This window comes from Streptomyces sp. MUM 203J (genome assembly GCF_022414595.1).
Lineage (GTDB): Bacteria > Actinomycetota > Actinomycetes > Streptomycetales > Streptomycetaceae > Streptomyces.
In genome coordinates this window covers 29,904-48,418 of sequence record NZ_JADWYO010000049.1, presented here as the reverse complement: position 1 = coordinate 48,418, position 18,515 = coordinate 29,904, and the positions used below count along the sequence as shown (strand labels likewise).

General features: G+C 73.5%; 14 protein-coding genes, 3 tRNA genes and 1 pseudogene. 10 read left to right on the top strand and 8 right to left on the bottom strand.

Going from position 1 to position 18,515, the window contains the following annotated elements; all coding sequences use genetic code 11:
- The 6 genes and pseudogenes from I3F58_RS22000 to I3F58_RS21975 all read left to right on the top strand — a co-directional run.
- A pseudogene (locus tag I3F58_RS22000) lies at positions 1–297 on the top strand (hypothetical protein); the annotation flags it as partial.
- A 61-nt stretch (positions 298–358) separates the two neighbouring features.
- Positions 359–1,642 carry a phosphoribosylamine--glycine ligase gene (purD, locus tag I3F58_RS21995; RefSeq protein ID WP_240110381.1) on the top strand — a complete coding sequence of 428 codons (1,284 nt, stop codon included), beginning with the start codon at positions 359–361 and terminating at the stop codon, positions 1,640–1,642.
- Positions 1,643–2,504: 862 nt separating this feature from the next.
- Entirely contained in the window at positions 2,505–4,367 is a 1,863-nt protein-coding gene (locus tag I3F58_RS21990; RefSeq protein WP_240110380.1) for a hypothetical protein, read from the top strand.
- A 540-nt stretch (positions 4,368–4,907) separates the two neighbouring features.
- Positions 4,908–5,078 (top strand): hypothetical protein, encoded by a 171-nt coding sequence (locus I3F58_RS21985; protein WP_240110379.1) that lies wholly within the window; start codon positions 4,908–4,910, stop codon positions 5,076–5,078.
- 609 nt (positions 5,079–5,687) lie between these two features.
- Complete coding sequence (locus I3F58_RS21980) at positions 5,688–7,169, top strand: N,N-dimethylformamidase beta subunit family domain-containing protein (RefSeq protein ID WP_240110378.1); 1,482 nt, start codon at positions 5,688–5,690, stop codon at positions 7,167–7,169.
- Positions 7,170–7,265: 96 nt separating this feature from the next.
- A complete protein-coding gene (locus I3F58_RS21975) occupies positions 7,266–8,171 on the top strand; it encodes a phosphoribosylaminoimidazolesuccinocarboxamide synthase (RefSeq protein ID WP_240110377.1) in 906 nt (301 codons plus the stop codon).
- Positions 8,172–8,277: 106 nt separating this feature from the next.
- On the opposite strand, the gene I3F58_RS21970 is transcribed toward I3F58_RS21975, so the two are convergent.
- The 8 genes from I3F58_RS21970 to I3F58_RS21930 all read right to left on the bottom strand — a co-directional run bounded on the left by I3F58_RS21970 (position 8,278) and on the right by I3F58_RS21930 (position 13,672).
- Positions 8,278–8,350, bottom strand: a tRNA-Gly gene (locus I3F58_RS21970).
- Positions 8,351–8,372: 22 nt separating this feature from the next.
- A complete protein-coding gene (locus I3F58_RS21965) occupies positions 8,373–9,005 on the bottom strand; it encodes a response regulator transcription factor (protein ID WP_240110376.1) in 633 nt (210 codons plus the stop codon).
- The gene (locus I3F58_RS29885) at positions 9,002–10,957 is read right to left on the bottom strand and encodes a histidine kinase (protein ID WP_374208019.1); all 1,956 of its coding nucleotides are present in this window, start codon (positions 10,955–10,957) and stop codon (positions 9,002–9,004) included. Before I3F58_RS29885 ends, I3F58_RS21965 begins: the two co-directional genes overlap by 4 nt.
- Before the next feature lie 107 nt (positions 10,958–11,064).
- Positions 11,065–11,898: an ABC transporter permease gene (locus I3F58_RS21950; protein ID WP_240110375.1), complete on the bottom strand. Its 834-nt coding sequence runs from the start codon at positions 11,896–11,898 to the stop codon at positions 11,065–11,067.
- A 4-nt stretch (positions 11,899–11,902) separates the two neighbouring features.
- The gene (locus I3F58_RS21945) at positions 11,903–12,856 is read right to left on the bottom strand and encodes an ABC transporter ATP-binding protein (RefSeq protein ID WP_240110374.1); all 954 of its coding nucleotides are present in this window, start codon (positions 12,854–12,856) and stop codon (positions 11,903–11,905) included.
- 128 nt (positions 12,857–12,984) lie between these two features.
- Positions 12,985–13,057: transfer RNA gene (locus tag I3F58_RS21940), tRNA-Gly, on the bottom strand.
- Between the two features lie 75 nt (positions 13,058–13,132).
- Positions 13,133–13,207, bottom strand: a tRNA-Gly gene (locus I3F58_RS21935).
- Between the two features lie 132 nt (positions 13,208–13,339).
- Complete coding sequence (locus I3F58_RS21930; RefSeq protein WP_240110373.1) at positions 13,340–13,672, bottom strand: Lsr2 family protein; 333 nt, start codon at positions 13,670–13,672, stop codon at positions 13,340–13,342.
- 385 nt (positions 13,673–14,057) lie between these two features.
- On the opposite strand from I3F58_RS21930, the gene purS reads away from it, so the two are divergent.
- The 4 genes from purS to I3F58_RS21910 all read left to right on the top strand — a co-directional run bounded on the left by purS (position 14,058) and on the right by I3F58_RS21910 (position 18,500).
- Positions 14,058–14,306, top strand: a complete 249-nt coding sequence (purS, locus tag I3F58_RS21925; RefSeq protein ID WP_023587565.1) for a phosphoribosylformylglycinamidine synthase subunit PurS — start codon at positions 14,058–14,060, stop codon at positions 14,304–14,306.
- Positions 14,303–14,983 (top strand): phosphoribosylformylglycinamidine synthase subunit PurQ, encoded by a 681-nt coding sequence (gene purQ / locus I3F58_RS21920; protein ID WP_240110372.1) that lies wholly within the window; start codon positions 14,303–14,305, stop codon positions 14,981–14,983. Before purS ends, purQ begins: the two co-directional genes overlap by 4 nt.
- A gap of 32 nt (positions 14,984–15,015) precedes the next feature.
- Positions 15,016–17,265, top strand: a complete 2,250-nt coding sequence (gene purL / locus I3F58_RS21915; protein WP_240110371.1) for a phosphoribosylformylglycinamidine synthase subunit PurL — start codon at positions 15,016–15,018, stop codon at positions 17,263–17,265.
- Positions 17,266–17,711: 446 nt separating this feature from the next.
- The gene (locus tag I3F58_RS21910) at positions 17,712–18,500 is read left to right on the top strand and encodes a maleylpyruvate isomerase family mycothiol-dependent enzyme (protein ID WP_240110370.1); all 789 of its coding nucleotides are present in this window, start codon (positions 17,712–17,714) and stop codon (positions 18,498–18,500) included.
- Positions 18,501–18,515 lie beyond the last annotated feature (15 nt).

The window sequence follows — 18,515 nt, the reverse complement described above, 5'->3', positions numbered from 1 at the left end:
ACGGGTACGTCCCGGTGTGGCTGTTGGTCGAAGAGCTCGTGCCGTCTGTGTCGGCGGGCGTGCTCGGCGTCGGGCGCTCCGGCACCCGCACCGGCCGGTGGGGCGCCCGGCTCCGGCGGGGGAGCCGTCGCGCCTCCGTCTCCCCCGCCTCCGGCGCCCGCGCCGCCGCCGGTCGCTCCGGAGGACGACGTACCGGAAGAGGACGACCCCGATCTGGTCGAGTCGGCGCTGTCCAGCCACGAGCTGATCGTGCGGGAACTCGGCGCCACCGTCCTGGACGAATACACGAACGAGTAGGGCGGGCCGTGTCGGCGGCCCGCACAAAAGGCGAGCCGTGCTCCGGGCTACCCTGGCTGGCGTGAAGGTCCTCGTCATCGGCGGCGGCGCCCGCGAACACGCCCTGTGCCGCTCCCTCTCTCTCGATCCCGACGTCACCGCTCTGCACTGCGCGCCCGGCAACGCCGGAATCGCGGAGGTGGCGGAACTCCACCAGGTGGACGCCCTCGACGGCACCGCCGTGACCGCTCTGGCCCGCGACCTGGAGGCCGGCCTCGTCGTCATCGGCCCCGAGGCCCCGCTGGTCGCCGGGGTCGCGGACGCCGTGCGCGCCGCGGGCATCCCGTGCTTCGGCCCCTCCGGGGAGGCCGCGCAGCTGGAGGGCTCCAAGGCGTTCGCCAAGGACGTCATGGCCTCCGCCGGAGTGCCCACCGCCCGGAGCTATGTCTGCACCACGCCCGAGGAGATCGACGAGGCGCTCGACGCCTTCGGCGCCCCGTACGTCGTCAAGGACGACGGGCTCGCGGCGGGCAAGGGCGTCGTCGTCACCGACGACGTCGAGCAGGCCCGCGCGCACGCGCTCTCGTGCGTGGCGGCACCGCCCGGGTCCTCGGGGGTCACGGGGCGGGTCGTCATCGAGGAGTATCTGGACGGGCCCGAGGTCTCCCTCTTCGCCATCACCGACGGCACGACCGTGCTGCCGCTGAGCCCCGCCCAGGACTTCAAGCGCGCGTACGACGGCGACGAGGGCCCCAACACCGGTGGCATGGGCGCCTACTCGCCGCTGCCGTGGGCCGACCCGAAGCTGGTCGACGAGGTCATGGACACCGTCCTCCAGCCGACCGTCGACGAACTGCACCGCCGCGGCACGCCGTTCTCCGGCCTGCTGTACGCGGGTCTCGCGATCACCAGCCGTGGGGTACGGGTCATCGAGTTCAACGCGCGGTTCGGCGACCCCGAGACCCAGGTGGTGCTCGCCCGGCTGCGCACCCCGCTGGCGAGCGTCCTGCTGAACGCCGCCCAGGGCACACTGGACGCCGAGCCCCCGCTGAACTGGCGTGACGAGGCGGCCGTGACCGTGGTCGTCGCGGCGGAGAACTACCCGGCCGCGCCGCGCACCGGCGACGCGATCGGAGGCCTGGACGAGGTCGTGGACGTCGACGCCCCGCACGCGTACGTCCTGCACGCCGGGACGAAGCGGGACGGGGAGCGGGTGTTGAGCGCTGGCGGTCGCGTCCTGTCGGTCACCGCGACGGGTGAGGACCTCGCGCAGGCCCGTTCCCGTGCGTACGCGGCGGTCGGGCGGATCCGGCTGGAGGGTTCCCACCACCGCACGGACATCGCCCGGAAGGCGGCAGGGGAGTAAGGGCCTCGCCGCAACGTCATCGGTGAACTCCCGGCCTCGCCCGGTCGTCCCCATCACCGCCAAAGCCATTCCATCGGGTGACGGCTCACCCATCCGGATGACGCCTGCCGACGCCCCAACTAGGGTGCCGCGCAGGCGTTCCGGCACTTGGCCCACCGGCATTGCGATGTCAGTGGTGGATGTCACAGTGGGGGAGTGAGCAATACCGCCGCAGGGCAGCGGGCTCCCACAGGGCCGCCCGCCACAGGGCTGGAGGGGGTGACGTACGGCTGTGTTCGGTTCCGGTTCCCGCAAGGGCGTGAGTGCCATGGGTTCCCGACGGGACTCCGAGTCCCGGGGGTCCTTGGAGTCCCAGGAGACTCGGGACTCCAAGGAGTCCGAGGACTCACGGGGATCTCAGGAGTCTCAAGGGCGCTCAAGGCCCCGGGAGGGCTTCGAACCCGGGGAGTTCCCGGACGCCTCGGACCATCGGGAGGTCCCGGATCCACCGGAGGCCACGGGAAGCGAAGGCGCTCGGGACTCCACGGCGGCTCCGGCCTCCGCCGGGGCCTCGGAGGCGCCGGGTCCTTCGGCTCCCGGTTCACCGGGCGCTGCCCTGGGGCCCGTCGGCTGCGCGGGGGCTTCGGGAGCCACTCAGGCGCCCGGTCCGCCGACGGCTCCGCACTCCGCGGCTCACGGCTCCTCGCAGAACACCGGGCCCGCCGCGACCTCGGAGGGTTCGGGAGGCCCGGGGGGTCGCGGGGAGCCCATGGGGCCGGGAAGGAGCGGGGAGCCCGCTCCGGCCGGTGCCCTGACATCGTCCTTTCCGGGCGGCTCCGCTCCCGCCTCCCGGGCCTCGGATGCCGTGGGGGATGTGACTCCCATGGGTGACGAACGGGGTGCGCGGGCCGCGCGTGCGGGAGCTCTGGCCGTGCTGAGGGTGCGGGGCCGGGGTCTGGCTGTCGCCCTGCTGCCCGCCGCTGCCGCCGTGATCCTGATCTCCGGTGGAGCGAGTGGACATCTGACCGGCGGCGGGTGGGACATCGCCCGCTGGGTCATGACCGGCGTCGCGCTGTTCGTCCTGCTGGCCGCCGCGGGTGTCGCCGCGGTGATCGTCCGGGCGCGGCCCGCCCTGACCCCGACGGTGGAGATCGCGGAGGCCTCCGCCCCCGACCTGTACCGCATGGTGCGGGACCTCGCGGCCAGGCTCTCCGTGCCCGCGCCCTCGGCCATAGCGCTCACGCCCGACTGCGACAGCTGGCTGGAGGACCGCACGCATCCGGCGCACCGGTCCGCCCGGATGCCCGGTGCGGCCGGAGGGCCGCGAATAGCCGGGCCCGGGGGTGCGGCGGAGGCCGCTCCCGTGCTGGTCATCGGGTCCCCGTTCCTGTGGTGGATGCGGGTCGGTGAGCTGCGTGCCGTGCTCGCGCCGGTCGTGGCGGGGACGAGCGCTTCCGCGCACCCCGACATAGCGGCGGCCCGCCGCTTCGTACGAGGGCTGGACGCGGCGGTGGCCCTGGCGGACCAGCCCGGGATCGGGGCGGTACGGCGCCTGGGGGCGCGGGCCGTCGGTGCGGTGGCCCGGCCGTTGCTGACGGCGGCGCGGGGCCACGCGGCCGAGATGGAGCGGGGTGTCGCCGTGGCGGCGTCGGAGCGGGCCCAGACGGTGGACTACGGGCTGCGCATCGTCGCGCAGGAGCAGGTAGGCCTTGCCTACGCCGGCTGGGACCGGCTGCTGACCCGGGTCGCGCTGCCCGCCTGGCGCATGGGCCGCTGGCCGTCCCGGCTGGACGCCGGAGTGGTGTCGGCGCTCACGGAACTGTCGCGGCGCGACCGGCTGGCCGAGGGGTTCACCTCCCGGCTGGCGGAGCGGCCCGCGTGTGACCTGCTGGAGGAGCCGGGGCTGGTGGACGAGGCCACCTCGCTGCTGGCGGCCCGGCTGTTCCACGGCGGCCCGGCTGAGACGGGGCCAGACTGGGCGCCGGTGGACTGGGAGCGTTACCCGGAGGAGGTCGTCGACCGGAAGTGGCGTACGGAGGCGGCGAGGCTGCAGCGGGTGCTGGACGCGGTGGCGGAGCAGCGGGACGGTGCGGGTTCGGTGATGGCTGAGGGGGCCGGGCGGGCGGTGGGCTCCGGTGGGGTCACGGTGCCTGGAGTGCCCGAGGGCGCCGCGGCCTCCGACCAGGCCGGAGTCTCCGAGAAGGCCGGGGCGCCGGAGGGGGCTGGGGCTGCTGAACCGCCTGGGCCGGCCGGTGTGTCTGAGGGTGCTGGGTCGGCTGGAGTGTCCGGGGCGGACGGGCCGGTCGAGGGACCTGAAGGGCCGACACTCGCGCGCGTCCTCGAACGTCTGGCCGGGGCGCCGGACGGTGACCGGCTCGCTGCGGTGCTCACCGCGGAGGTCGCCCGTGAGGACGCGGCGCAGGAGGCCGAGCCGGTACGGGGCGGCGACGAGCTGCCGCTGGTGCCGTTGCAGCCGCCGCGCACGGGGCGTGATCTGCTGGCCGACCATGTGACGGCCATGGTGTGCTGCGCCGCCGTCGACACGGCGGGTGCGGTGCCCGGCCTCGACTGGCTGGACGGTCCGACGCTGCTGGTGCCCGACGGCGACGGGGACAGGGGCGGGACGCGGCGGGCCGATGTGGCGGGCGGGGTGCTGACGCTGGTCGAGGACGGGGACGTGGGGCCGTTGCGGGAGTGGCTCTCCGCGGTGGGGGTCCGCCCCGAGAAGCCGGTGCGGCTCGCCTGACCTCGCTGCGGGACGGCGGGTCCGGTGGCCGGGCTGTCGCCTCGGGCTGTCGCGGTCGCGGCCGGGGCCGGAGTCAGGTCTCGGCCGAGGCATCTCGAACGGGTGCGGGCCTTCCGGGTTCGGTGCGGGCCGCGACGTCCGCGCCGGACCCGGAAGGCCCTCCTGCGTCACCCACGTCATGGGCACCGTCGTCCGGAGGCAGAACGCCGACGCCCTGCCCTTGCGTCCCGCCCAGCCGGACTCACTGAGAGAACCCGCCATGACGTACCGGTTCACTGCTCGTGCCGCCACGACAGAGATCGGCCCCAGATGGGTGTTTCACCGAAGCGGCTCTCGCCGAGGGAGAGGGCGGAAGCGGATTCATCCTGATGTTCATGGCGGGCGAGGGAGACCCGGACGATCAGGAGGCCACCTCGGGCATGGACACACACTGCCTGGTCACAGCCGGGCAGGGCACCGCTTATGGCTGTGTGCGAAGCCGTTCTGACCGGCGACGCCCTCCGCGTCTCGCTCCGCCCTGAAGCACTGGAGGACCTGCGGTTGAGTGACGGAGAGATCGAGGCCGTCATCGAAGCACCGGCCGAGGACGTCGTCCTGTTCCGCGAGGTCCTCGCCCAGGTGCTCGCCTACGGACGTGCGGACGCCGTGCCCACGCGGGTGGTCGTCCGAGCCGACCGCCGCATCGGGCCCGGCGGGGGCAGAACCGTGTGAAGCCGACGGGCGACCTGCGGGGAACTGCGTGACCGTCGGCGCCCTGACCCCGGCCCGAAGCCCGCGACCCGCCCGATGCGCGGTCGAGGACGGATGGATCCGGCGCCGGGCCGTCGACCGGTCCAGGTCTCACCGGCCGCGGCAGTGAGCAGACCCGCGGCCGTACTCTCGGCGGGGCGGCCGCCCGATTCTGCCGCCCCCCACCACAGCTGCCCGCACCACGGCCGCCCCGGCCGGGAACGAACACGGACCGGGCGCCGGATCATCCAAGTCGGCCTCGCGCGCCCGTGGGCCCGGCCCACGTCACGTGACCGCCGGGCCCGGTGCCCCGGCCGGCACACCTGTACGGGCCTGACACGGCCCACGCAACAGCCCCGCTGACCAGCGGCAGGAGCACACCCGGCCTCTTGCCGCGCCCTGGGGGCGGCGAGGCGCCCCCTGCTCGAAGAAGGAGGGGGAGCCCGCCCCTGCACGCCGGGGGGACCCGAACCATGGCAGCCAATTCGCGATGAGCGGTGACGGACCGCATGCGTTCTGTGATGTGCTGGGGTGTGGCGCTGAACGGCGTCCGGCGAGCGGAAGCGGGGGAGTTGAGGGAGGGGCGACAGCATGGGGGCGGAGAAGGTACGGCCGCGGTGGGAGTCCGGGGCGCTGGCCCATGCCGTGAACGATCCGTTCGGCCAGGGCCCGCTGCCCTGGCTGCGCGGGCCCGAACAGTACGTCGGGGAGGACGGGCGGCTCCTGGCCTGGTACGCCGAGCCGCCCGCCACTCGTGACGGGCACCGCGACGGCGGCCGGCCCCGGCCCGCCGACGACGAGCGGCTCCAGGTCAAGGGGTTCGCCTCGCCCGGTGCCGTCGCTCCGGGCGAGGCCGTCGACTTCCACGTGACGGTGAACCCGCCGCAGCAGTTCTCGGTCGACATCTACCGGATCGGCCACTACGGGGGCGACGGCGCCGCCAAGATCACCACCAGTCCCCGGCTGTCCGGCATCGTCCAGCCACCCCCGCTCGCCGCGGGCACCGCGGGCCGGACGGTCTCGTGTCACCACTGGTGGCTGTCCTGGCGGCTGCCCATCCCCTCGTACTGGACGACCGGCGCGTACGTCGCCGTGCTCACCACCGTCGACGGGCACCGGTCCCACATCCCGTTCACCGTCCGGGACGGGCACCCCGCCGACCTGCTGCTCGTGCTGCCCGACCTGACCTGGCAGGCGTACAACCTCTACCCCGAGGACGGCCGCACCGGGGCCAGTCTCTACCACTCCTGGGACCGGGACGGCCGGCTGCTCGGCGAGGACGAGGCCGCCGTCACCCTCTCCTTCGACCGGCCCTACGCCGGACAGGGACTGCCGCTGCACATCGGGCACGCCTACGACGCCATCCGCTGGGCCGAGCGCTACGGCTACGACCTCGCCTACGCCGACGCCAGCGACCTGCACGCCGGGCGCGTCGACCCCACCCGCTACCGGGGGCTCGTCTTCCCCGGCCACGACGAGTACTGGTCGGCCCCGCTCCGCCGTGCCGTCGAGCACGCGCGCGACAGCGGCACGTCCCTCGTCTTCCTGTCCGCCAACACCATGTACTGGCAGGTCGAGCTGGCCCCGTCCCCGGCCGGCGCCCCCGACCGGCTCCTCACCTGCCGAAAACGCCAGGGCCCGGGGAAACCGGCCCTGTGGCGGGAGGTCGAACGGCCGGAGCAGCAGCTGCTCGGCATCCAGTACGCCGGCCGGGTCCCGGACCCGCACCCCCTCGTCGTACGGAACGCGGAACACTGGCTGTGGGAGGCCACCGGGGCGGGCGAGGGCGACGAACTGCCGGGGCTCGTCGCCGGGGAGGCCGACCGGTACTTCCCCCGCACCGCGCTGCCCGAGCACCGGCGCCGCATCCTGCTCGCCCACTCGCCCTACCGGGACGCCGACGGAGCCGTACGCCACCAGGAGACGTCCCTGTACCGCGCCCCGTCCGGCGCGCTCGTCTTCGCCTCCGGCACCTTCGCCTGGTCGCCCGCCCTGGACCGGCCGGGTCATGTCGATCCCCGTATCCAGCGCGCCACGGCCAACCTCCTGGACCGGATCTGCAAACGGGACTAGAACCTCTCTGCGCCCGCCGCTCACCGCCCCGGCCTCCGGTCTCCCGCCGCCGTGCGGGAGAATCGCAGGCATTGGACAGAATCACGGGGAGGAACCGTGTCCGGATTCGTAGAAAAGCCCGAGCCCGTTCAGGTGCCGGGCCTGGTGCATCTCCACACCGGCAAGGTGCGGGAGCTGTACCGGAACAGCGAGACGGGCGACCTCGTGATGGTCGCCAGCGACCGCGTCTCCGCTTACGACTGGGTGCTGCCCACCGAGATCCCGGACAAGGGCCGGGTGCTCACCCAGCTGTCCCTGTGGTGGTTCGACCAGCTCGCGGACCTGGTGCCCAACCACGTCGTGTCGACCGAGCTGCCCGCCGGGGCGCCCGCCGACTGGGCGGGCCGCGCTCTGGTCTGCAAGTCGCTGCGGATGATCCCGGTCGAGTGCGTGGCCCGCGGCTATCTCACCGGCTCCGGCCTCGTCGAGTACGACGAGGCCCGCACGGTCTGCGGACTCGCCCTTCCCGAGGGGCTCGTGGACGGCTCCGAGCTTCCCGCGCCGATCTTCACGCCCGCGACGAAGGCGGCGGTCGGGGACCACGACGAGAACGTCTCGTACGAGGAGGTCGCCCGCCAGGTCGGCGCGGAGACCGCGGCACAGCTGCGTCAGACGACCCTCGCCGTGTACAGCCGGGCCCGGGACATCGCCCGTGACCGGGGCATCATCCTGGCCGACACCAAGTTCGAGTTCGGCCGCGACGAGGACGGCGGGCTGATCATCGCCGACGAGGTGCTGACGCCGGACTCCTCCCGTTTCTGGCCGGTCGCTGAGTGGCAGCCGGGCCGTCCGCAGCCCTCGTACGACAAGCAGTTCGTGCGGGACTGGCTGACCTCCCCGGCCTCCGGCTGGGACCGGAAGAGCGAGCAGCCGCCGCCGGCGCTGCCCCCGGAGATCGTGGACGCGACGCGGGCCAAGTACGTCGAGGCGTACGAGTTGCTGACGGGCACGGGCTGGCAGTAGCCCCGCCGTCCGGTCCCGTCCGCCCCGGAGGGCGGGCGGGACCGTCGGTCATGCCGACCTGGAACGCCGAAGGCCCCGGTCGTGATGACCGGGGCCTTCGATCCCGAGCGGACGACGAGGCTCGAACTCGCGACCTCAACCTTGGCAAGGTTGCGCTCTACCAACTGAGCTACGTCCGCATGCGCCGTGGCGCGGCACCTACTATACCCAACCGCGGTCGCGTGCGAGACGTACTGCCGTATGACGGTTCTCGGCACCCAGTTTCGAGACGGCGGAGGAGAGGTAGTTCCGGACCGTCCCGGGGGAGAGGGACGCCCGCTGGGCGATCTCCGCGACGGGTGCGCCGTCCGCCGCGAGTTCCAGCAGTTCGGCTTCCCGCACGGTGAGCGGGGAGTCGCCGGAGGCGATCGCGTCGGCCGCCAACTCCGGGTCCACGTAGCGGCTTCCGGCATGGACGGCACGGATGATCTCGGCCAGCCGCTGGGCGCTGACGGTCTTCGGGACGAAGCCCCGGGCGCCCGCCGCGAGGGCTCGCTTGAGGTGGCCGGGGCGGCCGTGGCCGGTCACGATCATGGTGCGGCAGCCCGGGAGTTCGGCGCGCAGGGATGTGGCCACCCTCACACCGTCGGTGCCCGGCATCTGGAGGTCCAGGACGGCGACGTCCGGCCGGTGCGCCCGGGCCATGGCGACCGCCTCCGGGCCGGACGCGGCCTCCGCGACGACCTCGATGTCGTCCTCCAGTCCGAGAAGGGCGGCGAGCGCGCCGCGGATCAGATGCTCGTCGTCGGCCAGGAGGACGCGGACGGCGGCGGGGCGCGGGTCCTGACCGGTCACCGGGCCACCTCGCCCGGTGCGGCGGCCGCACGGGCCGGGGGCGGCTCCCTGCGGGGCTCGGCTCTCCGTGCCAGCGGCACCCGGGCGGTGACCAGGAACCGGCCCCCGGGCAACGGCCCCGCCTCCAGGGTCCCGCCCACGACGGCCAGCCGCTCCCGCAATCCGGCCAGGCCGCTTCCGGGGGCGGCCTCGGCCGTGCCGAGGGTGCTTGGGCGCGGGGCGGACGGGGGACCGGCGGCGGCGGTCGTGCCGGGCGTGCCCGCGCCGTCGCGGACGGTGGGGCCGCCGGTGCCCGCCGTTCCGAAGGCGCGTGCACGAAGGGTGCCCGTGTCCGGGGCGGCCACGGGGCTGACAGCGGCTGTGCCGTCGGTGGGGGCCGGGGTGGCGGTGCCTCCGGGAAGGACGGCTGAGGCGGCGCCGGTGGCTGCGGCGAGGGCGCTCGTCGGGCTGGCGGCGTCCGCCCCGGTCGTTCCCGGCGCGTCGGTGCCTGCTGGACGGGAGGCGGCGGTGGGGGGAGCGTCCCCACCTGCGACGGCCGTTCCCGGGGTGGGGTCGGGGGCGGTGGCTGCTGTGCCGGTGGCGGACGTTCCCGCGGCGGCAGTGCCGACGATCGCCGAGCCGGTACCGGCCGTGTCTGCGCAGTCCGTGCCGGGGGCGGCCTCGCTGCCGTCCGCGATGCGCGGGTGAGGGACGCCTGCGGCTGCGCCTGAGACCGGCACGGCCCCGGGGGCCGTGTTCCTCAGGGGCGTGTCGGACGCGACCGGGGCAGTACCCGGGGTGTCCGTGCTCCGGGGCCCCGCGGGTGCGGCGGCTGCGGAGCACGCGGCGGACGGGCCGGTGGTGTCCGTGCCCTCGGGAGGTGCGGCGCCGTCGTTCTCGACCGTGAGGATCACCTGGGCGGCGCCCTCGGGGGCCGTCAGGGTCAGCGTGCACATGCGGGCGTCGCCGTGGCGGAGGGTGTTGGTGGTGGCCTCGCGGACGACCCAGCCGAGGGCCGCGCGTACCGGGGCCGTCAGGTCCAGATCGGCGGGGCCGGTCGTGATGCGGCAGCGGATGCCCGCGGCGGCCAGGACGCCCCGCGCGCCCTCCAGTTCCGTGTGCAGGTCCGCCTCGCGGTAGCCGCGCACCACCTCCCGCACCTCCCGCTGCGAGTCCTGCGCGATGCGCTGCACCTCGGCCATCTGCTCCTCCGCCCGTTCCGCCGAGCCCCGCCGGACCAGCTGCACCGCAAGCTCGCTCTTCAGGGCGATCACCGACAGGTTCCGGCCCATCACATCGTGCAGGTCCCGTGCGAACCGCAGTCGTTCCTCCGCGACGGCCAGCCGTGCCTGGAGCCGGTGTGCCGCGTCCAGCTCCCACACCGCCCGCAGCAGCCAGCCCGAGAACCCGCTGGTCGCCGCGAACACCAGGGACCCGAAACCCGCGCCCACCGTGGACGCGACCGTCTCCGGCACCGGCACCCTCAGCGCCAGGCACAGCAGCCCCACCCCCGCCGGGGCGGCCAGCCCCAGCGCCAGCATCCGCCGCGCCTGCAGCACGCACAGCGCCAGTCCCCCGACCCCCCAGGCGCTGAACCCGACCATGAGCGGCCCCGTGAACTGCGCGTCCGCCGGGGCGCCCCACAGCTGTACGGCGGCCACGCCGACGCAGCCCGCCGCGGAGGTCACCGCCACCGCCACGGCCAGCCGCCCCGGCCGGGACCGCCGCCCCAACTGCCAGCTGAGCGCCTGGGCGCAGAGCACCCCGACCAGCACGGGGTGGGCCAGCGCGAGCAGCAGCAGCCATCCGCCGACCGCCCCGGCCCCGGCCCGTGCCCCGAGCGCGATGGCCAGGGCCGACGGGACCGACAGCAGCACCTCGGTCCCGCACAGTCCGTGGAACGTCCAGCGGGTGTACAGCTCCACCTTCTCCGGGTGGCTCCTGCGGCTCCACCAGCCCGTCAGCCCGGCCATGTTCCCCCGTCCTCCCCCTGCGCGGGTCGAAACGCCCACCCTCCCCCACCGGACGCGGCCCGCGCCAGCGGCCTGGTGACGGCCCGTCTCCTCGACGGCCCGTCTCCTCAGCGGCGCGGCTCCCAGCGGAACCAGCGCCTCGCCGCGTACAGCGCCAGCCCCGTCCAGACCAGCGCCGTCACCCCCGCACCGGTCAGCCCGGCGGTGTCGCCGCCCCCGAGCCAGCCCGCCCGAAGCAGCGTCATGACCCCGGTCAACGGCAGCAGTTCGCACACCGACGCCACCCGCTCCGGGAACACCTCCAGCGGGACGAACAGCCCCGAGCCCAGCGCCGACACCAGGAACAGCGGCAGCGTCGTGATCTGCGCGCTCTCCACCGTCCGGGTCATCCCCGAGGTGACCGCTGCCAGCGCCACCAGCATCACGAGTCCCAGCAGCAGTCCGCCGACCAGCAGTTCGGGCCGCTGCGGCGCCCGGACGTCCAGGAACGCCACCGCCGCCACCACCATGATCGCGCACTGGCCCACCGCCAGCACCGCCGACGGCAGCGCGGTGCCGGACAGGACCTCCAGGTCGGACACCTCGCCGGTGCGCAACCGCTTCAGCACCAGCTCCTCGCGCCGTGCCGTGTACGCCGCGACGAGGTTCACGTACACCACGATGACCAGCATCATGCCGAGCCCGCCGGTCATCGCCGCCTCGGCCACGGTCAGGCCGGTCCTCCCCAGTCCGACCTCGTCGAGCGTCGCCCGGATCGAACCGGTCATCAGCAGCGGCATCGCGCCCGCCACGAACAGCGCCGTCCGGTTCCGTACGAGCAGCGTCAGCTCGGCCCGCGCGAGCGCGCCCAGCCGTGCCGCCGCCGTGCTCGCCGGCCCGGCCCGGTCCTCACCAAGCGCGCCCGTCGTCGTCGCCGGCCGCGTCTGTGTCCGTGTCGTCATGGCCTCACACCCCCACCGTCTCCGGGTCCGCGCCCGACTCCGCCATCTCCAGGAACGCCTCCTCCAGCGACGCCGACCGCGCGTCCAGCCCTTCCAGCCGTACGGTCTCCTCCCCGGCCCACCGAAGGAGACGGCTGAGGGCGTCCTGGAGGTCGTACGTCCGGATCTCGACCCGCCCCTCGCCCTCCGGCTGCGCCGCCCGCAGCGACAGCGGCAGCCGCGCGGCCGGTACGCCGGGCGGCAGCGTGAAGCGGATGCGTGCCGGGCGGGACGCGGTCACCTCGGCGGGCGTGCCCGTGACCACGATCCGCCCGGCATGCATGATCGCCAGCCGGTCCGCGAGCGTCTCCGCCTCCTCCAGGTAGTGCGTGGTCAGCAAGACGGTCGTGCCGCACTCCAGCAGGCTCCGCACCAGCGCCCAGGTGTCCCGGCGGCCCTCCGCGTCCAGCCCGGTCGTCGGCTCGTCGAGGAACAGCACCTCGGGCCGCCCCAGCAGCGCCAGCGCCAGATCGAGCCGCCGCCGCTCGCCGCCCGACAGCTGCTTGACGCGGACCCCTGCGCGCCCGGCGAGGCCGACCATGTCCAGTGCTTCCCCCACCGGCCGTGCCCCGCTCGTGCAGCCCGCCCACATGCGCAGGGTCTCCGCGGCGGTGAGCTCCGAGGGGAGGCCGCCCTCCTGGAGCATCACGCCCGTGCGGGGCCGCACCCGCGACCGCTCCCGGTACGGGTCGTGGCCGAGCACCCTCACCCGGCCGCCGTCCGGCCGGGCCAGGCCCTCCAGGAGTTCCACCGTCGAGGTCTTGCCTGCGCCGTTCGTGCCGAGCAGCGCGAAGATCTCTCCGTATTCCACGGAGAATCCGATTCCGGACACCGCCTCGAAGCCCCCGTGGTAGCTGCGCCGCAGCTCTTCGGCCCGGATCGCGTGGCCGTCGCCGGTCCGTCTGGTCTCGTCGGTCATGCCTCCAGCGTTCCGGTGGGACGCGGTGCCGGGCAGAGCGGACTGTCAGCGATACGCGATGACAAATGTCATGAGAGAAAGGGAAAACGATGAAGGCCCCGGTCAATGACCGGGGCCTTCATTCTCTGAGCGGACGACGAGATTCGAACTCGCGACCCTCACCTTGGCAAGGTGATGCTCTACCAACTGAGCCACGTCCGCAGTGCGACCGCTTGGCTTTCACCAGCGGTGCGGACACCACTGTACCTGATCCACCGGAGTGGTCGGCATGTGATGTGGAGCGGGTGACAGGAATCGCACACTGCGCCTTCCCCCTGGAAGGGGGATGTTCTACTACTGAACTACACCCGCACGCTCCGTGAGGTGGGCTTTTCGGCCTCGCCCCTCGGCGTGCTCCAGACTCTAGCCGATCAAGGGGGGTGCTGCGCAACTCCGCCCCCGGAGACCCGGCCGGGAGAGGGCGGCCGGGCTCCCGCCGCCGTGTCAGTGGGCCGCGTGGAACGCCTCGTAGATCCGCTTCGGGATCCGCCCCCGGGCCGGCACGTCCAGCTTGTTGGACTGCGCCCAGGCCCGCACGGCCGCCGGATCCGGGGCCAGGGACGTGTGCCGGTACGGCTGCCGCCGCCCCGAGGCGGCAGCGCCCGACTTCTTGCGGCCCGCCGCCACGTAAGGCGCGAGCAGCTCCCGCAGTCTCTTTGCGTTCGCGTCATTGAGGTCGATCTCGTACGTCTTACCGTCGAGTCCGAACCTGACCGTTTCCGTCGCTTCTCCGCCATCGATGTCGTCGGAGAGTGTGACCACTACGCGCTGCGCCACGGATATCGGTCCTTTCCTGCGGTTCCGCCGCCTCGGGCTGTGTGTTCCGTCACGTTCCCGGGCGTCCGTGGTGTTCGTACCGAGAGGGTTGTGACGTGCGGCGATACCGGATTAACGGGCATGGAGGGGAAATCTTTCGCCCTCTGGAATCCTTTGTACAGCGCTGTTGCCGTATTGGGAAGCCCTGGTAATTGCCAGGGCGTGTCCCCCGGGGTCTCGGAAATCCCGAAAACAATCCCGCGACCGTCCGGGCGGGGTCGCGCCGTCGGCATCCTGGGGTGATCAACTCCGTCATTTGTGGGATCCTCTGGAAATCTACTCGCGTAGAATTTGTAGGCAGGTACGCTGAGGGAACCGCCCACGCAACACACCACCGGGAGTGCCAGTGGCACGCGTCGTAGTCGACGTCATGCTCAAGCCGGAGATCCTCGACCCGCAGGGGCAGGCGGTGCAGCGTGCACTGCCCCGCCTCGGCTTCGAGGGGATCGCGGACGTCCGCCAGGGGAAGCGCTTCGAACTGGATGTGGAGGGACCCGTCGACGACGCCGCCCTCGCCCGCATCCACGAGATGGCCGAGACCTTCCTCGCCAACACCGTCATCGAGGACTTCGTCGTCAAGGTGGAGGAGGCGTGACCGCTCGCATCGGAGTCGTCACCTTCCCCGGGACGCTCGACGACCAGGACGCGCTGCGCGCGGCCCGGCTGGCGGGCGCCGAGCCCGTCTCGCTCTGGCACCGTGACAAGGACCTGAAGCAGGTCGACGCGGTCGTCCTCGCGGGCGGCTTCTCCTACGGCGATTACCTGCGCGCCGGGGCCATCTCCCGCTTCTCGCCGGTGATGGACACGATCATCGAGCAGGCCAGGGCGGGCATGCCGGTCCTCGGCATCTGCAACGGCTTCCAGATCCTCACCGAGGCGCACCTGCTGCCCGGCGCGATGCTGCGGAACAACCACCTCCACTTCATCTGCCGCGACCAGAGGCTGCGGGTGGAGAACGCGGACACCGCCTGGACCGCCGACTACGAGCAGGGCCAGGAGATCCAGGTCCCGCTGAAGAACATGGACGGCCGGTACACCGCCGACGAGCGCACGCTCGACGAGCTGGAGGCCGAGGGCCGGGTCGCCTTCCGCTACCTGGACATGAACCCCAACGGCTCGCTGCGCGACATCGCGGGCATCACCAACGCCGCCGGAAACGTCGTCGGCCTGATGCCGCACCCCGAACACGCCGTGGAGCCGCTGGTCGGCACGGGCCGCACCGACGGCCTCGGATTCTTCACCTCGATCCTCAAGAAGCTGGTCTCCCCGTGAGCGGGCGAAGCGAGGGAACCAAAGGACGCAGCATGAGCCTCGACACCGTCAAGCACGCGAACGAGACACCCGACGTCGAGCAGCCGTGGTCCGAACTCGGCCTGAAGAAGGACGAGTACGAGCGGATCCGGGAGATCCTGGGCCGTCGGCCCACCGGCGCCGAGCTGGCCATGTACTCCGTCATGTGGTCCGAGCACTGCTCGTACAAGAGCAGCAAGGTCCACCTCAAGCAGTTCGGTGAGAAGGCCCCGCAGTCCGACGCCATGCTCGTCGGCATCGGAGAGAACGCCGGTGTCGTCGACGTCGGCCAGGGTTACGCGGTGACCTTCAAGGTCGAGTCGCACAACCACCCCTCCTACATCGAGCCCTACCAGGGTGCGGCCACCGGCGTCGGCGGCATCGTCCGCGACATCCTCGCCATGGGCGCCCGCCCGGTCGCGGTCGTCGACCCGCTGCGGTTCGGCGCCGCCGACCACCCCGACACCAAGCGCGTCCTCCCGGGCGTCGTCGCGGGCATCGGCGGCTACGGCAACTGCCTGGGCCTGCCGAACATCGGCGGCGAGGTCGTCTTCGACTCCTGCTACCAGGGCAACCCGCTGGTCAACGCCGGCTGCATCGGCGTGATGAAGCACGAGGACATCCACCTCGCCAAGGCCTCCGGCCCCGGCAACAAGGTCATCCTGTACGGCGCCCGCACCGGCGGCGACGGCATCGGCGGCGTGTCCGTGCTGGCCTCGGAGACCTTCGACGACTCGAAGCCCGCCAAGCGGCCCGCCGTCCAGGTCGGTGACCCGTTCCAGGAGAAGCTCCTCATCGAGTGCACCCTCGAGGTCTTCAAGGAGAAGCTCGTCGCGGGCATCCAGGACCTCGGCGGCGCCGGTCTGTCCTGTGCGACCAGCGAGCTGGCCTCGGCCGGTACCGGCGGTATGCGCATCGAGCTGGACTCCGTACCGCTGCGTGACGCGACGCTCTCGCCCGAGGAGATCCTCATGAGCGAGTCGCAGGAGCGCATGTGCGCGATCGTCGAGCCGCAGCACGTCGACCGGTTCATGGAGATCTGCGAGAAGTGGGACGTCATCGCCACCGTCATCGGTGAGGTGACCGACGGCGAGCGGCTGGAGATCTTCTGGCACGGCGAGCAGATCGTGGACGTGCCCCCGGGCACCGTCGCCCACGAGGGCCCGACCTACCACCGGCCCTACGAGCGGCCCGACTGGCAGGACGCGCTCCAGGCGGACGACGCCGCCAAGCTTCCCCGGCCGGCCACGCCGGACGAGCTGCGCGCGCAGGTCCTGCGGGTCGTCGGCTCCCCGAACCAGGCCTCCAAGGCATGGATCACCGACCAGTACGACCGGTTCGTGCAGGGCAACACGATCCTCGCCCAGCCCGAGGACGCGGGTGTCGTCCGGATCGACGAGGAGACCGACCTCGGCGTGGCCATGGCCACGGACGGCAACGGCCGGTACGCCAAGCTCGACCCGTACGCGGGCGCGCAGCTCGCGCTGGCGGAGGCGTACCGCAACGTCGCCGCGACCGGCGCGAAGCCGCTGGCCGTCTCCGACTGCCTGAACTTCGGCTCGCCGGAGGACCCGGGCGTCATGTGGCAGTTCGCGGAGGCCACGCGCGGTCTCGCGGACGCCTGCCTGGAGCTGGGCACGCCGGTGACCGGCGGCAACGTGTCGCTGTACAACCAGACCGGGGACGTGGCCATCCACCCGACGCCCGTCGTCGCGGTGCTCGGCGTGATCGACGACGTGACCCGCCGGACGCCGATGGCCTTCGCGGAGCAGGGCCAGTTGCTGTACCTGCTGGGCGACACCCGCGGGGAGTTCGGCGGCTCGGCCTGGTCCCAGGTCGTGCACGACCACCTCGGCGGACTGCCGCCCGAGGTCGACCTCGGCCGGGAGAAGCTGCTCGCGGAGATCCTGATCTCCGCGTCCCGCGACGGGATGATCGACGCCGCGCACGACCTGTCCGACGGCGGCCTCGTCCAGGCGGTCGTGGAGTCCTGCCTGCGCGGCGGCCAGGGCGCCCGGCTGATCGTCCCGGACGGGCTCGACGCGTTCACCTTCCTGTTCAGCGAGTCGGCCGGCCGCGCGGTCGTGGCCGTCCCGCGCAGTGAGGAACTCCGCTTCACCGACATGTGCGGCGCCCGTGGCCTGCCCGCGACCCGTATCGGTGTCGTGGACGGCGACTCCGTCGACGTGCAGGGCGAGTTCGGCATCACGCTGGGCGAACTGCGCGAGGCGCACGAGGCGACGATTCCGGCGCTGCTCGCCTGAGCGAAGTCCGTACGGCTCCAGGGGCCGGTCCGCATCCGTGCGGACCGGCCCCTGTCGCGTCCCGCCGAGACGGCCGCCAGGAGCACGGCCGCCCCGCCGCCCCCTGCTCCGGCACGGTGGAGACCCGGGTACCGGGACACGGGTGTCCGTGCGGCCCAGGTGCGGTGCATGCTCTCCGGGCGGGGCCACGGCGTCGGGTCGGCGGGCGTGGACGGGGAGTTCGGGACGCGGCCACCGGGAGCGCGGCGGCCGCGTCCCGGCGCGCGGAACGGCCGGGCGCGGACGGGGATGTGGGGCCGGAGACGTGGGCGGCGCCGCCCACGCCGGCGTGGGGCCGACCCCACCCGGTGGGAAGCCGGGGCCGGCGCCCCGCCCTGTGGCGGAGCCGCACGGTGGTACGGGGGGGAGGGAACCGCCGGGACGCCCGCCCCAGTAGCCTCGGGCGCATGGCCAAGACGCGTGCCCGCAGTTACGACCCCGGCAGGACCCGCGCCGCCGTCCTCGCACAGTTCCGCAACGTGCGGGACGCCGCCCGGACACTGACGCCGGAGCAGCTCGCGCTGCCCACCCGGCTGGGGACCTGGACCGTGCGGGACGTCGTCGCCCACCTCGGCATGAGCCTGGACGCGGTCGTCCGGCTGACCGCACTGCCGGAACCCGCGAAGCGGACCGCCGCGCTGGTCGACTGGCCGCCCGCGATCGCCGCCGACGCCCCGGACATCGCCGCGCACGCACGCGAACTCGCGGAGCGCCACCCGGACCCGGACGCCCTCCTCGCCGCCGCGGAGGAGCGTTACACCGCCGCCCTCGCCGCCCACCCCGGCTCGCGGCTGCTCGCCACCGGCGCGGGTGCCCTGTCCCTGGACGACTACGTCGTCACCCGCACGGTCGAGCTGGTCGTCCATACCGACGACCTGAACACCGCGACCGGGCTCGGCATCCCGTACGACCGGCAGGCGCTCGCCGCCTGCACCCGGCTGCTTGCGGACGCGCTCGCCGCGCGGACACCGGGCGGGGCGGTGGAGCTGCGGATTCCGCCGTACGCGGTGGTGCAGTGCGTGGAGGGTCCCCGGCACACCCGGGGCACTCCGCCGAACGTCGTCGAGACCGACCCGCTGACCTGGGCCCGGCTGGCCACCGGCCGGACGAGCTGGGGCGAGGCGCTCGACCAGGCGCGTCTCACCGCCGGCGGCGAGCGCGCCGACCTGTCCGCCTACCTGCCGGTGCTCGGCTGACCGACGCGCCGCCGC